This is a genomic window from Tepidibacter sp. (assembly GCF_025210165.1).
In the GTDB taxonomy this organism is placed as follows: Bacteria; Bacillota; Clostridia; order Peptostreptococcales; family Peptostreptococcaceae; genus Tepidibacter_A.
Genome location: NZ_JAOASI010000009.1, coordinates 1 through 16,159, shown reverse-complemented (window position 1 = coordinate 16,159; position 16,159 = coordinate 1). Strand labels below are relative to the sequence as shown.

At 28.8% G+C, this 16,159-nt stretch carries 11 protein-coding genes; all 11 read left to right on the top strand.

Annotated features, from left to right (window positions below; translation table 11 throughout):
• Nucleotides 1-104 precede the first annotated feature (104 nt).
• The 11 genes from N4A48_RS00710 (at nt 105) to N4A48_RS00660 (ending at nt 15,848) form a co-directional block, all read left to right on the top strand.
• Nucleotides 105-3,590 carry a DNA polymerase III subunit alpha gene (locus N4A48_RS00710; RefSeq protein ID WP_293663755.1) on the top strand — a complete coding sequence of 1,162 codons (3,486 nt, stop codon included), beginning with the start codon at nt 105-107 and terminating at the stop codon, nt 3,588-3,590.
• Between the two features lie 221 nt (nt 3,591-3,811).
• Nucleotides 3,812-4,771, top strand: coding sequence for a 6-phosphofructokinase (pfkA, locus tag N4A48_RS00705; RefSeq protein ID WP_293663754.1), 960 nt, complete (start codon nt 3,812-3,814; stop codon nt 4,769-4,771).
• A 50-nt stretch (nt 4,772-4,821) separates the two neighbouring features.
• The gene (gene pyk, locus N4A48_RS00700) at nt 4,822-6,579 is read left to right on the top strand and encodes a pyruvate kinase (protein ID WP_293663753.1); all 1,758 of its coding nucleotides are present in this window, start codon (nt 4,822-4,824) and stop codon (nt 6,577-6,579) included.
• A 145-nt stretch (nt 6,580-6,724) separates the two neighbouring features.
• Complete coding sequence (locus tag N4A48_RS00695) at nt 6,725-7,303, top strand: TetR/AcrR family transcriptional regulator (RefSeq protein ID WP_293663752.1); 579 nt, start codon at nt 6,725-6,727, stop codon at nt 7,301-7,303.
• A gap of 498 nt (nt 7,304-7,801) precedes the next feature.
• Nucleotides 7,802-9,382, top strand: coding sequence for a sodium-dependent transporter (locus N4A48_RS00690; protein ID WP_293663751.1), 1,581 nt, complete (start codon nt 7,802-7,804; stop codon nt 9,380-9,382).
• A 246-nt stretch (nt 9,383-9,628) separates the two neighbouring features.
• Nucleotides 9,629-10,324, top strand: coding sequence for a hypothetical protein (locus N4A48_RS00685; protein WP_293663750.1), 696 nt, complete (start codon nt 9,629-9,631; stop codon nt 10,322-10,324).
• A 364-nt stretch (nt 10,325-10,688) separates the two neighbouring features.
• Nucleotides 10,689-12,047, top strand: coding sequence for a 23S rRNA (uracil(1939)-C(5))-methyltransferase RlmD (gene rlmD, locus N4A48_RS00680; RefSeq protein WP_293663749.1), 1,359 nt, complete (start codon nt 10,689-10,691; stop codon nt 12,045-12,047).
• Between the two features lie 183 nt (nt 12,048-12,230).
• The gene (locus N4A48_RS00675) at nt 12,231-13,187 is read left to right on the top strand and encodes a radical SAM protein (RefSeq protein WP_293663748.1); all 957 of its coding nucleotides are present in this window, start codon (nt 12,231-12,233) and stop codon (nt 13,185-13,187) included.
• 22 nt (nt 13,188-13,209) lie between these two features.
• Entirely contained in the window at nt 13,210-13,947 is a 738-nt protein-coding gene (locus N4A48_RS00670) for an endonuclease/exonuclease/phosphatase family protein (protein WP_293663747.1), read from the top strand.
• 1 nt (nt 13,948) lies between these two features.
• Entirely contained in the window at nt 13,949-15,367 is a 1,419-nt protein-coding gene (locus N4A48_RS00665; RefSeq protein WP_293663746.1) for a hypothetical protein, read from the top strand.
• A gap of 217 nt (nt 15,368-15,584) precedes the next feature.
• Complete coding sequence (locus tag N4A48_RS00660; RefSeq protein WP_293663745.1) at nt 15,585-15,848, top strand: hypothetical protein; 264 nt, start codon at nt 15,585-15,587, stop codon at nt 15,846-15,848.
• The last annotated feature ends 311 nt before the right edge of the window (nt 15,849-16,159 follow it).

The following is a 16,159-nucleotide window of genomic DNA, read 5'->3' as shown; positions in this document are numbered from 1 at the left end:
GTAATTTAGACAAGCATTAGAACAAAAAACTCTTATATTATTTCAAAAAAATATACATTCATGATAGAATAAAATAATCTAAATTAAATAATGGAGGTGATTTTGTGGTAAAAGATTTTGCTCATCTTCATGTCCATACCCAGTATAGTTTACTTGATGGATTTGCTCGAATAGATAAGGTTATTAAAAGAGCTAAGGAACTTGATATGAAGTCAGTTGCTATTACAGATCATGGATGTATGTTTGGTGTGATAGATTTTTATAAAAAGGCTAAGAAAGAAGGAATAAAACCAATAATAGGATGTGAAGTATACACAGCAGCTAGGTCCTTAAAAAACAAAGATCCTAATTATGATAAATACCAAGGTCACTTAGTTCTTCTTGCAAAAAATATGACTGGGTATAAAAATCTTATAAAGCTTGTTTCAAAGGCTTATGTAGAGGGTTTTTATTATAAACCAAGAGTTGATTATGAAGAACTAAAAAAACATAGCGATGGAATAATAGCTTTATCTGCTTGTCTTGGAGGAGATATACAGCAGCATCTTATGAAGAGAAATTATGAAAGAGCAAAAGAATTAGCTCTTAATTTAAATGAAATATTTGGAGAAGATAACTTTTATCTTGAAATTCAAGATCATGGAATAAAAGAACAAAAAGAAGTAAATTTAAGTCTTTTGAAGCTCTCAAAAGAAACAGGGATACCTCTTGTTGCAACTAATGATGTGCATTATGTAAATAAAGAAGATTCAAAAACTCATGATATACTACTTTGCATTCAAACTGGAAAAACCTTTCAAGATGAGAAAAGAATGAAATTTGAAACGCAGGAGTTTTATTTAAAGTCAAAGGAAGAGATGTATGAATTATTTTCATATGCACCTAGTTCTCTTGACAATACAGTCAAAATAGCTAATATGTGCAACTTGGAATTTGATTTTAATCAAATTCATTTACCTGAGTATGACGTACCAAGTGGATTTACAAAAAGTGATTATCTGAGAAAGTTATGTACGGATGGTCTTTATGAAAGGTTTGAGAATCCATCTCAGGAATTAATAGATAGGCTAAATTATGAATTAGATGTAATAAATAATATGGGGTATGTAGAATACTTCCTTATAGTTTGGGATTTTATAAATTTCTCAAAAGAGAACAATATAATGGTGGGTCCAGGGAGAGGTAGTGCAGCTGGATCAATAGTTGCTTATACTCTTAAGATAACAGATATAGATCCTATGAAGTATGATCTTATATTTGAAAGATTTTTGAATCCTGAAAGGGTATCAATGCCAGATATTGACATTGATTTCTGCTATGAAAGAAGAGAAGAAGTAATAGATTATGTTAAAAGAAAGTACGGAGATGATCATGTAGCGCAGATAATAACATTTGGAACAATGGGAGCAAAAGCTGCTATAAGAGATGTTGGAAGAGTTTTAGATGTTAGTTATGCTCAAGTTGATAAAATAGCAAAAGAAATTCCATTTGCACTTGGAATGACTATAAATAAAGCACTTGAAGTAAATAAAAATCTTAAGAATATGTATGAAGAGGATAAAATAGTTAGGGAAATAATAGATACATCAAGAGATCTTGAAGGAATGCCAAGACATGCATCAACTCATGCAGCTGGAGTTGTTATATCAAAAGAGTCAGTGGACAATTATGTTCCATTATATATGCATGAAAATGGAGTTACAACTCAATTTACTATGACTACACTTGAAGAGTTAGGTCTTCTAAAAATGGATTTTTTAGGCCTTAGAACTCTTACTGTAATAAGAGACGCTCTTATTCTTATACAAAAAAATCATAATGTAAAAATAGATTTCTCTAAAATGGAATACGATGATAAAAAAGTGTACCAGCTTTTAAGCTCTGGTAATACACTTGGGATATTCCAGCTAGAAAGTGCTGGAATGAGACAGTTTATGAAGGAATTAAAACCTGATAATTTTGAGGATATAGTAGCGGGAATATCTCTTTATAGACCTGGACCTATGGATTCTATACCAACTTATATAAAAAACAAAAACAATCCAGACCAAGTAAAGTATCTTCATGAACAATTAGAACCTATACTTGATGTAACTTATGGGTGCCTTGTCTATCAAGAGCAGGTGATGAGAGTGGTTAGGGATTTAGCTGGATACTCTTATGGACGAAGCGATTTGGTTAGACGTGCTATGGGTAAAAAGAAAATGGATGTAATGGAACAAGAAAGGCAATACTTTATACATGGTAAACTTGATAATAATGGAAATATAGAAATAGCAGGTTGTGTTAGAAATGGAGTAAGTGAAGAAATAGCAAATCAAATATATGACGATATGATAGATTTTGCAAAGTATGCATTTAACAAATCGCACGCAGCTGCATATGGGGTTTTAGGATATCAAACAGCATACTTAAAAGCACATTATCCTGTAGAGTTCATGGCAGCTCTTATAACTAGCGTAATGGGAAATACGGATAAGGTAGTAGAGTATATAAGAGAATGTAACAGCCTTGGAATACAAGTATTAAAGCCTGATATAAAAAAGAGTTTTGGTAAATTTTCAGTTGAAGAAAACAATATAAGGTTTGGGCTAGAAGCTGTAAAAAATGTAGGAGCAAATGCTATAAGAGATATAGTAGCACAAAGAGAAATAAGCGGTGAATTTGAGGACTTTATTGAATTTTGCAAAACCATTAAATCAAAGGATTTAAATAAACGAGTTATAGAATCACTTATAAAATGTGGAGCGTTTGATAGTATAAGTCCTAATAGAGCACAGCTTATGGCTGGTTATGAAAAAATAATAGAGAGTATAATAAGTGATAAGAAAAAAAATATTCAAGGTCAGATATCTTTATTTGAAATAAGTGATAAAAAAGAAGAAAATAATATATATACACTTCCTAATGTATCTGAATTTAAGGAAAAAGAGAAACTTCTATTAGAAAAGGAAGTTTTAGGAATGTATATAAGTGGTCATCCATTATCACAATATGAAAGAGAGCTTAAACTGAATACTAATATAAATAATATAACTCTTTCTAAGATTCAAGAAGAAAACTATCAAAAATTCTTAGATATGGACAATAAAGAAGTTATCATAGGTGGTATAATAATAAATAAAACTATTAAAACTACTAAGAGAAACGACATAATGGCATTTATAGAAGTTGAAGATTTAGATGGAACTATAGAAGTAATAGTATTTCCAAGAATACTTCAAAAATACTCAGATATCATATTAGAAGATAAAATTATATATATAAAAGGAAATATGAGTATAAAAGAAGGCGAAAATGCAAAAATTATAGCTAATAAATTTGAAGAAATAATAAAAATTAGTGATAAAGAATTATGGATTAAATTAAATGATATAGAAGATAATGAAGAAGTATATAATCTTAACAGAATATTAAATAAACATAAAGGAAATTCATTAGTTCGTTTATATTGTCAGAAATCAAGAAAAGCATATAGAGTTGAAAAAAATTGTATGGTGGACTTGAATGAAGAGTTAATAAATAAATTACAAGAATTTTTTGGTGTTCAGAATATTAAAATTAAAAATATAAGTTCAAAAAATATTTAAAATTATGTTATAATGTATGATGTTAGAGATAGAATATAATTTTTATATTCTATCTCTAAATAAATCATAATAATTTTAATTTAAGAATAATATTTAAGCATGAGCCAAAGCATAAATACATGAGTCACCGCGTTAGCGAGTAGACGAATTTTTTTAAATGTAGTGGGATGAAAAAGAATATATAGGGACTTAAAATGTCCCTTAGTAATAGGAGGTACAAAATGAAAAAAATAGCTTTATTGACAAGTGGAGGAGATGCTCCAGGAATGAATGCTGCTGTAAGAGCAGTTGCACGTTCTGCTATATATAATGGATGTAAAGTTTATGGAGTTAACAGAGGTTATAGAGGATTAATAGATGGAGATTTATTTGAAATGGAATTATCTTCTGTTGGAGATATAATACATAGAGGAGGAACCATACTAAAATCTGCTAGATGTCTGGAATTTATAGAAGAAGAAGGAAGAAAAAAAGCACTCAATGTACTTAGAGTATTTGGTATAGATGGACTTGTTGTAATAGGTGGAGATGGATCTTTTAAAGGAGCTCAAAAACTAAGTGAAATGGGATTTCCTGCAATAGGTGTTCCTGGAACAATAGATAATGACTTAGCTTATACAGACTACACTATAGGATTTGATACAGCTCTTAACACAGTTATAGATGCAATAAGTAAAATAAGAGATACATCATATTCTCATGAAAGATTGAGCATAATAGAAGTTATGGGAAGACATTGTGGCGATATAGCACTTTATGCAGGGCTTGCAGGCGGAGCTGAGATTATAATAATTCCAGAATCAGATTACAATGAAGATGATATATGTAAAAAATTAATTCAAAGTAAAAACAGAGGAAAAGCTCATAGTATAATAATGCTTGCAGAAGGTGTAGGTGGATCTCGCGATTTAGCTCAGAGAATAAAGGATAAAACGGGCATAGAATCTAGAGCAACAATACTTGGACATATTCAAAGAGGTGGAAGTCCTAGTGCATTTGATAGAATAATAGCTAGTCAAATGGGTGCAAAAGCTGTAGAGTTATTAATAAATGGAAAATCTTCAAGGGTTGTAGGTATAAAGAACAATTCTATAATAGATATGGATATACATGAAGCTTTAGCTATGGAAAGAAAGCTTGATAAAGATATCTATAAATTAGTTGATATATTGTCTATATAAAATAAAATTTAATTAAGACAAAGTTAAAATTATTTGAGGAGGATTAATAAATGTTAGGAAAAAAGACTAAAATTGTTTGTACAATAGGGCCTGCTAGTGAAAAGAAAGAGGTTCTAAAAGAACTAGTAAATAATGGGTTGAATGTATGTAGACTTAACTTCTCACATGGAAATCATGAAGAGCACGGACAAAGAATGGATACAATCAAAGAATTAAGAGAAGAATTAAATAAGCCAATAGCAATACTTCTTGATACAAAAGGACCTGAAATAAGAACTGGTAAGTTTGAAGACCCTGAAGTCTTACTAGAAGAAGGGCAAACTTTCATTATAACTATGAAGGATATACTTGGAACAAAAGAAAGGTGTACAGTAAGCTACAAAGAACTTGTTAATGATATAGTAATTGGAGACACTATATTAATAGATGATGGTCTTGTAGGACTTAAGGTACAAGAAATAAAAGGTGAAGAAATAGTTTGTATAGTTGAAAATGCAGGTATTGTAAAGAATAATAAAGGTGTAAATGTACCAGGAGTAAAAATCAATCTTCCAGCTATAACTGAAAAAGATAAAAGTGATATAGAATTTGGTATAAAGCAAGGAATAGATTTTATAGCGGCATCTTTTGTTAGAAAAGCATCAGATGTTATGGCAATAAAAGAAATACTTGAAGAAAATAATGCAAGAGATATTCAAATAATATCAAAAATCGAAAATCAAGAAGGTGTAGATAATATAGATGAGATTCTTGAAATTTCTGATGGAATAATGGTAGCTAGAGGAGATTTAGGCGTTGAAATACCAACTCAAGAAATACCTATAGCTCAAAAGATGATGATTAGAAAATGTAATGAGATTGGAAAACCTGTTATAACTGCAACTCAAATGCTTGATTCCATGATTAGAAATCCAAGACCTACAAGAGCTGAGGTTACAGATGTTGCAAATGCTATCTATGATGGAACAGATGCTATAATGCTCTCAGGAGAAACTGCTGCGGGTAGATATCCTGCTGATTCAGTAAAAACAATGGCGTTAATAGCTAAAAGAACAGAAGAATCTCTTGATTACAATAATATATTAAAGTCAAAAAAATTAAATCAAGTGAATGTAACTAATGCTATAAGTCATGCAACCTGTACAACAGCTATTGACTTAAAAGCATCTGCAATAGTAACATCAACATCTTCTGGACACACAGCTAGAATGGTATCTAAGTTTAGACCACAAGCTCCTATAATTGCAGCTACTAACTGTGAAAAAGCTATGAGAAAACTTGCACTTAGTTGGGGTGTATACCCACTACTAACTGAATCAGCAACTTCAACTGATGAAGTTATAGATAATTCTATCAATACTGCTGTTGAATCAGGATACATAAAAAATGGTGAATTAGTAGTTATAACTGCTGGAGTACCTGTCGGTGTAACAGGCACAACTAACTTAATAAAAGTTCATGTTGTTAGTGAAATAATAACTAAAGGTATAGGTATTGGAAGAAAAGTAGTAAGTGGAAAAGTTTGTTTAGTAAAGAATGCTTCTGATATAAAAGATAATTTTGATCAAGGAGATATAATAGTTACTACTTTGACTGATATAGATATGAATGAATATATAGAAAAATCCTCTGCAATAATAACACAAGAAGGTGGAATTACAAGTCATGCAGCTATAGTAGGTCTTAACCTAGAAAAGGCTGTAATAGTTTCAGCAGAAGATATAATGAAACTTGTAAAGAATGAAGAAATAATTACTGTAGATACTGCTAGTGGAATAATATACAAAGGAAATACAAGAGTTTTATAATCAAAAAACAAGCCTAGGCTTGTTTTTTTGCTTATAAAACTATAATAATAAAAATTTGAAATATTATAAAAAAATAAGATAGCTATGACGATAAGTATATTGACTAATTTACTTTAATATAGAACTACTAATGGAGGATTATCTAATGACAGGAAAAAAAATAAAAGAAGCATCTCTTGAACTTATAGCAGAAAGAGGGTATTGTCAGACAACTTTATCGTTAATAGCAAAAAGGGTAGGAATAAAGAAACCTTCTATATACAGTCACTTTCAAAGTAAAGAAGAGATATTTTTTTCTATATTAGAAGATGAAATTAAGAAACTAAATGCATACATGGAAAATATATACAATGACATAGAAAAATACGAATTAGAAGAAATGTTATATATAATTATATATAGATTTGTGGATTATTTTAATAATAATATTATTTTAGCAAAATTCTGGAGTTTAGTTATGTATTTTCCACCATATAGTTTAGAAAAAGAAGTTAAATTTGATATAACTAAATATAAAATTTATGAATGTATTTATATGAATATTAAAGAAAAAACAAAAAATAAAGAGATCGATGAAGAAAAAATGCAAAATATAATGTATGCATATGAACTAATATTAAGAGGCATTCTTACTATGATTATACATGATGGTAATTTTACTATAGAAAAATTAGATCAAATAATTAAACTTTATTTTAATGGAATAAATAAGGAAGTATCTTAAATATTTTTTAAATAATTCGACAGAAATTTGGATAATATTTCAAAATTGATAAAAAATAAACAAAGTATATATGAAACAGTAGCTTAAATACCACTTTTATAACTTAATGAAAAAGGTATAAATATATCTACTATATAATTAATTCAATACTAAAAAATAACTTACTTTATAAAAGGAAGAGGCATCAATAAAGGTACAATAGAGAAAAAATTGCAAATGCATCAAATTATTTGTAAGAATTATCTGTAAAGTTAAGCAAAAAAATAATTGGATTCATAATACAAAATGCAAGAAAATTCAAAATAAACCCTAGACTGTATACAGTCTAGGGTTTTCTTTGTTAAAAAATAGATTCAGAAAACTTTGAAAAATAAATTGATTTATACTTTTTTAAATAGTATAATAACTATTAAATAGATTTAGGGTATGTATAAAATATCTACAATATACATACTATAATAAAAAATAATTAAAATGATTAAAGGAGGGAACAGTTAAATGTCAAATTCAAGAGAAAACTGGGGATCTAAGATAGGTCTTATACTAGCTATGGCAGGTAATGCTATAGGATTAGGAAACTTCTGGAGATTCCCGTATCAAGCTGCTAGTAACGGCGGTGGAGCATTCATGATTCCTTATTTTATTGCACTTATTGTACTTGGTATACCTGTAATGCTTCTTGAGTGGAACTTAGGACGTTATGGTGGAAAGTATGGTCATGGTACACTTGGACCAATGGTTTATTTACAAGCTAGAGAGGGAACAAAACCTAGAAATGCTGCTATAATAGGAGCTGTAGCAGGATCATTCGCTTTTGCAGTAACGCTTCTTGTTAATTCATATTACAACCATATAATAGGTTGGTCACTTGGATATGGATTCTTATCACTAACTGGTGGATACTCAGATATGAGTGTTTCAACAGGGGAGGTATTCGTAAATTATATTCAAAACCCATCTATGGTATTTACATTCTGGGTAATAGCTCTAGCAGGACTTGGTTTTGCAGTTATGCGTGGAGTTCAAAAAGGTATAGAAACTTGGGCTAAACTTATGATGCCAGTTCTTTATACTTTTGGTATAGTTCTTGCAATAAGATCTTTAACTATGGGAAGTCCAGTTAATCCTGATTGGTCATCTATGAAGGGTCTTAACTTTATTTGGAATCCTGACTTCTCAACATTTACATGGAAATCAATAGTTGCAGCAGCAGGTCAGGTATTCTTTACATTATCAGTTGGTATGGGTATTATAGCAAACTACGCGTCTTACTTAAAGCCTGATGATGATATTATAGTTTCATCACTTGCAACAGTTTCACTTAATGAGTTTGCAGAGGTTATACTTGGAGGAACAGCGGTTATTCCTATAGCTTATGCATTCATGGGACCAGATGGAATGGGTCAAGGTGTTGGTCTTGCATTTATAGCACTACCTAACGTATTTAGAACTATGGGTGGAGGACAATTTGTAGGAGCTTTATGGTTCTTCTTATTATTCTTCGCAGGATTTACATCAGCAATAGCTATGTACAACTACTTAGTTGCTCTACTTGAAGAAGATATGGGTATAGCTAGAAGCAAGGGTGCATGGATTATATTCTTAGGATATATTATATTAGGTCTTCCAGTTGGACTTGAAGGTATAATAACAAAGAGTGCAAATCTTGTATACTTAACAGAAGTAGATAACTGGATAGGTTCGTATTTACTGATTGTTCTTGCAGCGGTTGAGGTTGTAGCCTGTGCATGGTTAATGGGAGAGAAAGCTTTAGTTGAAATGAATAAAGGTGGAATTTGGAAGATTCCTAAATGGTTCTTTAAATTATTCCATCAAACATTAACTCCTATAACTACATTTACAATATTATTCTTCTCTACTATGGATTATGTTAAGGCTGGATACTTTAGATTAGTTCCATCATTTGTTGAAAAAACTCCAGAGTTAGTACCTTGGGTTAATGGAGCTAGATTTGTTATACTTGCAACATTGATAATAGGATTTATGCAATCATATAGATCTATCAAGAGCAAATACGGTAAAGAACTTTCTGAAAATGAAGTTTCTATACGTATATAATTAGGAGGGATTAATTATGACTAGTACAGCACTTACTTTTATGTTAACAATATGGTCTGTTATATTTTGTTGTATAGCAATTACACTAAGACCTCTATTAAAGAAAAAATAGATATAAAACCCCACCGATAAGGTGGGGTTTTAAAATATAAGATGAAGTTAGTTATTTAAATTATAACCAAAATGTGATACAATTAATTAAAATATTATTCGGAATCTTCTAAAATACATTTGGAGGTGAATCTAATGAAAGCTCTTACATTAATGAACACATTAAACCAATTAACAGATTTAACTAAGGGTCTAAAGACTATTAAAGAGTCTAGAAAAGAAAAATATATTAGTCAATTAAATAAACTATACAGCCACTATGAGAAATTAGAAATACCTACAAATTTAAGTGACGTGTATGATTCTTTATGTAACAAAGGAAAAGAACTTGTAAAAGAAATAAAAAATAATAAAGGTAACAAGAAAAATGGAGACAATATAGAGGTATATATAAGATATTTAAAGGCAGCAATGGCTGATTTTGAAGGTCGTACAGAATATGTGAATAAGTATTATAGGTCATTCATATTCACAGCTATATTGTTTTTGGGATTATCTCCACAGTACTTTGGGTTTGTACTTCCAGCGGTGTTTTTTGTTCCTATGTATTTAGGTATTAAGGGAGTTAAAAGTAGATCTATAAATGGTCTTTATATGAGTATGTCTTTAGTACCTGTCGGACTTATGACTTCGTTTATATGGATAAGATATGGTTTATATGCAATGGGCAATTATCAAGAAGCAGTTAATAAGGTTATAACGGATACTGGAAGAAGCTTAGGAATTGCAAAGGCGTTAGTTACTGTACCACCTATTCTTGCATGTGTACTTTTTCTAGTAGCTATGACTCAGCTTTATAGAGGATATAAGAGTAAGGATTTATTTGTATAGCAATTATAATATATTTATACCAAAAGTCTTCTTTAATAGAGAGGGCTTTTTTCTATTACAAAAGAACTATGATTTTCTCGATTGTGGGTTATCTAAAATATATATAATAATACCGCGAATACAACGATATTTTGGATATTAATCAAAATATCTAAAAGCATTCGCTAACATTATTATATATATTTTAGTAGCGATGATTTAGTATAAAAGCAGAAGCTTGCCCCAATAGGGTAGAGTCTTAAAACTTTTAGATTTGGATAAAGCAAAAATAATAGTGAAGAAAGTTGAGTATATTCTGAGTTGATACATGTATTGTTTTTTGGTAATATTAATAGATGATATTTAAACAAAAAGGAGAGACGCTATGCTAAATAAAGGTAAAAAGTATATAGTTGATATAGTTGATATAGGACATACTGGAGTAGGAATAGGAAAATTTGAAGGTTTTACTGTATTTGTTGAAGGTGGAGTTATACAGGATAAGATAGAGGTTAAGACAATAAAGTCTAAGAAGAATTATGCCGAAGGCGAAATAGTTAAGATTATAGAAAAGTCTCCTTTTAGAGTTGATAGAGAGTGTTCGGACGATTTAATAGAATGTGGTGGATGTCAAGTTATGCATCTTGATTATCAAAAACAGCTTGATATAAAGACTAATCTAGTTAAAGAGACTATAAAAAGAATAGGTAAGATTGAGGATGTTAAGATTTATGATACTATAGGAATGGATACTCCTTTTAGATATAGAAATAAGGCTCAGTTTCCAATTGGAAAAAAAGGAAGTGAGTCTGTACTAGGCTTTTATAAAAAGAAGAGCCACGATATAATACCTATGAATAAGTGTATTATACAACATGATATGAATGATAAGATAGTCAATGTAGTTAAGAATTATATAGATAGAAACAATGTTAGTGTATATGATGAAAAAAAGCATGAAGGTCTTTTAAGGCACTTAGTAACTAAGATTGGTTTTAAAACTAAAGAGATAATGGTTGTTCTTGTAGCTAATACAGAGAAGCTTCCTAATGTAGACAAGCTTATAAATGATCTAAAAGATAATATAGAAGGTTTTAAGACTTTAGTTTTAAATATAAATACAAGAAAAGGTAATGTTATACTTGGAAGAGAGAACAAGGTTTTATATGGAGATGGAACTATACAAGATTATATAGAAGATCTTAAGTTTAATATATCACCTCTATCATTCTTTCAAGTAAATCCTGTACAAACTGAGGTTTTATATAACAAGGCTTTAGAGTATGCAAATCTTTCAGGAAATGAGAATGTATTTGATATATATTGTGGCATAGGAACTATATCGTTATTCTTAGCCAAAAAGGCTAAGAAAGTATATGGAATAGAGATAGTTGAGGATGCTATAGCTGATGCTAGAGTAAATGCTAGTATGAATAATTTAGATAATACTGAGTTTTATGCAGGAAAGGCAGAAGAGGTCGTTCCTAAGCTATATAAAGAGGGAAAAACAGCTGATGTAGTTGTAGTTGATCCACCGCGCAAAGGGTGTGACGAAAAGGTGTTAGACACTATAGTTAGCATGAATCCGAGTAGGGTTGTGTATGTTTCATGTAATCCATCAACTCTTGCAAGGGATTTAGCTTATTTAGATGAGAGAGGATATAAGTGTGAAGAAATTCAACCGGTGGACATGTTTTCGCATACTATGCATGTTGAGACGGTTGCCCTTATAGTTAGAAAGTAATGAATTTAATATAGTGTAGAGTTATTGAGAAGCTAATTTTTATTAGCTTCTTTTTGTAGTAAAAAGAAAATATAAGTTATCAAGTTTATTCGACATAATTGTATTTTTATTTAGAAAAAGAGGCAATAAAAGTAATATTGTGTGGTAAAATATAACATATAATAGATTGAGGGGGCTGTATATATGATTGATAAAATATATAGTAATGCTATTAACCAAATATGTTATTTTAGAACAAGTGTTAAAAAGCCTAATAGTAAAGTACTTATACAAATTACAAATAGGTGTAATATGAATTGCAAACATTGCTTTGTGAAAGCAACATCAAATGGATTTGATATAAATGTAGAGAATTTTAATAAATATATTGTTGAGCAATTAAGAATATGGAAAACCAAAAGGGTGACATTGACTGGAGGAGAGCCATTATTACATAAGGATATATTTCATTTTGCTAAAATATTAAATGATAATGATATAAGCGTTGCTATATGTACAAATGGGATGCTGTTAGGGAATGATTTGATTAATAAATTTAATGAATTAAATGATATACATATTAATGTGAGTCTTGATGGTTTTAGTGAAACAAGTTATTCAAACTTTCGTGGAGTGAATAATAAATTTTTCAGTGTTAAACAAACTATAGAACACATTGGTAAAATTGGATTACTAAAGGGTATACTAGTAACGCCAAACATATATTCTAGTATAGATGAATATGTTGATTTATGTAAATTTGCAAAGGCTAATAATGCAAAATATGTACTATTTAATCCTATTGCACCTTTGGGAAGAGGGGTTGATAATGTAAATATATGTGGTGTTAGCGACAGTTTTTTAAATAATTTATATGCAAGTACTGCAAAATTAAAAGATAGTAATTTTGATATTAATTATATTAGATTTCCTATAATAAAAAAAAGTAAAATTGCAAATTGCATATACAATAGATTGTATTATATATATGCTAATGGTAATATTACTAAATGTCCATATGTATCATTTTCACAAAACATGGAAGAAAAAGCAAATATAGATGGATTAACAAATATTATAGGTAATGTTTTTAATGGAGCTATTGAGAAAGTAGAATACGATATAGAAGATTATGGAGAGTGTATTGCACATATATTATAGATTAAATAAGGAGTACTACTATATGAAAAAAATTAAAATTATAAACTGGAATATTGGGAACCCATCAATTGATAGGTTGAGGAAACAAGTAGAATATCTAAAGAAAATTAATCCGGATATTATGGTTTTAACAGAAAGTGGGAATAGAGAAAAAAATGAAGTATTACGTAGTTTTTTTTATGATTTAAATTATAACTTATTTTATAATGATAACTTTATAGATAAGTATAGCGCTGTTATTGTTATAAGGTCAAATATTAATTGTAAAAATTTACATTTTGAAAGGATTGATATTAACTCTAGAATTACTTCTATAGTGTTGGATATATATGATAGAGAAGTATTTTTAATTGGGACATATTTTCCAGCAAATAATAGAAAAAAAATTGAAAAGAAAAAAGAGCATACTAAATTATTGTTTGATGTTTTAGACAATGTTAATAGTAATAGAGTGATGCTTATAGGTGATTTTAATTCTGTTAAAAGAGTACATATACCTAAATTTAGCTGGTTTAGGAAATGGGAATATGAGATATTTGATAAAATATTAAGCTATAGATTAATTGATGTAAATGATGTTTTTAATTACGATAAAAAATTATATAGTTGGTATGGTAACAAGAATATAGGTCATTTATATGATTATACATACATGAGCAAAGAATTATTAGAAAATGTTGAATCTGCATATTTTGATAAAAACACTATAACACAAAAATTAAGTGATCATGCATGTCAAATAATAGAAATGAGGTCATAAAATGAGTGGGAATTTCGTTCTTTTTTTAGTATGTATCTTAATTATATATTCTGTATGGTTATATTTTAGATTTAATAAACATATTGCACTTGAAATACTTATAACAGGGGCGTTAATAACTGTAATAGGATGGATTAATATTCCTAATTTTTTTGTATTGGATAGCAAATTAATAAGCGATGATATTAGATTCTTACCATATAAATTTGCTAATAAATATAATATCTTTTATATTATTATAAGTAGTACAGTATTAGTGTCTTTAATAGAGGCAATGAAAGTATTACAGAAAATTACTTTTTCTTCAGAAATAAGCACTAGGAAAATAAATAAAAAATATGATAATTTTGTTAAAGATGCAGTTGAGTTATATGTAATAGGCAGTGATCTAGATTTTCTGAAGGACAATAAAGATCAATTTAACAAGTTCAAGCAGTTAAGGTCAAACTGTAAGATTCTTTGTACTTCAAATAGTATTGGTAACAATCTAAAATCTAAGTATAAAGAACTATTGGATTCTGATGTAGATATAAGAAGAATAGACTCAAGTACATCTCAAAATAGTTTTAGTAAACTAAGAGGTCACATTAAAATTGACTCAACAGGTAGGACTAAATGTTTATTTGTTGAAAAAACTTTAGAGGGTTCAAAATATAATAAAATCGAAATAACAAATGGATTTATAATACAGTCGCTAAAAGAGGAATTCATTTCAATGCATAGCGAATCAGTAAACCCTTTAATAAAATATATAGCATTAGACTTAGGTGGAGTATATTTTAATGGTGATTTTAATAACGATTTTGTTAATGTTATAAATAAAAAACTAAATCTAGATGTTAAAACGACATCTCAAGATACAGTTATATTAGATGAAGAATTAAATTTAGGAAAGATTGATATAGTTAAAGTTTGGGAAAAAAGAACAAATAAAACATTCAAAAAAGAAGATAAAAAGCTAATAAAAGATACTTGGAAGAGTGTTTGGGAACCTAATAAAGAAATGAAACAACTTGTTAAATTGCTAGTGGATAAAGGATATAAGGTATATCCCTTTGGTAATATAGACAAAGAAAATGGTGAACATTATAAAGTAAATGGTTATTTTAATAATTTTAATGGAGAAAGTTTTATGTCTTATGAAAGGTTATGTAATAAAGATATATTGTTGCCTAATGAAGAATTTTATAAAGCTTTTACAGAATATAGACAAATTAATAATCTTGAAGTTCTTTTAATAGATGATGAGAAAAAGGATATTGAAGAAGCGATAAAATGTGGATGGAGTGTAATCGAATTTAATATTAAGGATGGAGTCAATCCGTTAATTAACGAATTAGTTGATAAGCGAATATTAAATAAGAAAGATAGAGATCAGTTTACTACTGAAAAACAACCTTTAGCCACAGCACCTAGCTAAATGTGATATAAAGTAAAATCATCTTTGTTTGAATAGTGATTGTTAGATTATTTCATATACTCCCTGTGGTAAGATAGTTATCGTAGTAGATAATTAATGATATTCTCGAATGAAGATAATGAAGGAGGTTAGATCTATAGAAAAAACAATAAAAGATAGCCACTAGAAGAAAAATATCTATAAGACTAGCATCTAAGAATAAATTTTAAGATTAAGAGTGAGTAATGATAATCCGTATTCAGAAGCTAGATTTAAAACCATTAAAGATGCAAGAGAATGGGTTTGTACCCTTGTTGATTGCTACAATAACAAGCATTATCATAGTGGAATAAATTTTTTAACACCAAATAGCAGACATAATGGACAAGATGAAGAAATAATGAGAAGAAGAAAAGAACTATATAAATCAGCACGAAAGCTTGATTTTCAACGATTTAATAAAGGAATACTAAATGGGAAACTCCTAAAATCGTTACTTTAAATCTAACAGATGAGGTCAAATATTTGGTTGAAAAATATGTGTTGAAACATTGAAATTTTACACTTTTAAAAATTGAATATAACAAAAAGATTAAATTTTATACGACAACTCTATTGATAAATACCGTTAATATAGAAAATAAAATAATAATTTTTTTGATATATTAACTTAAAATAACTATAGATTATTTGGAGGTTTTACAAATGAAAATAGATATACAAAAAACAAAAGAATTTTATGAGAATATCTCTTCGGTTTGGCCAGATAATGACAGTTGGCATCATTACTCTAAATGTAAAATTGAGGAATAT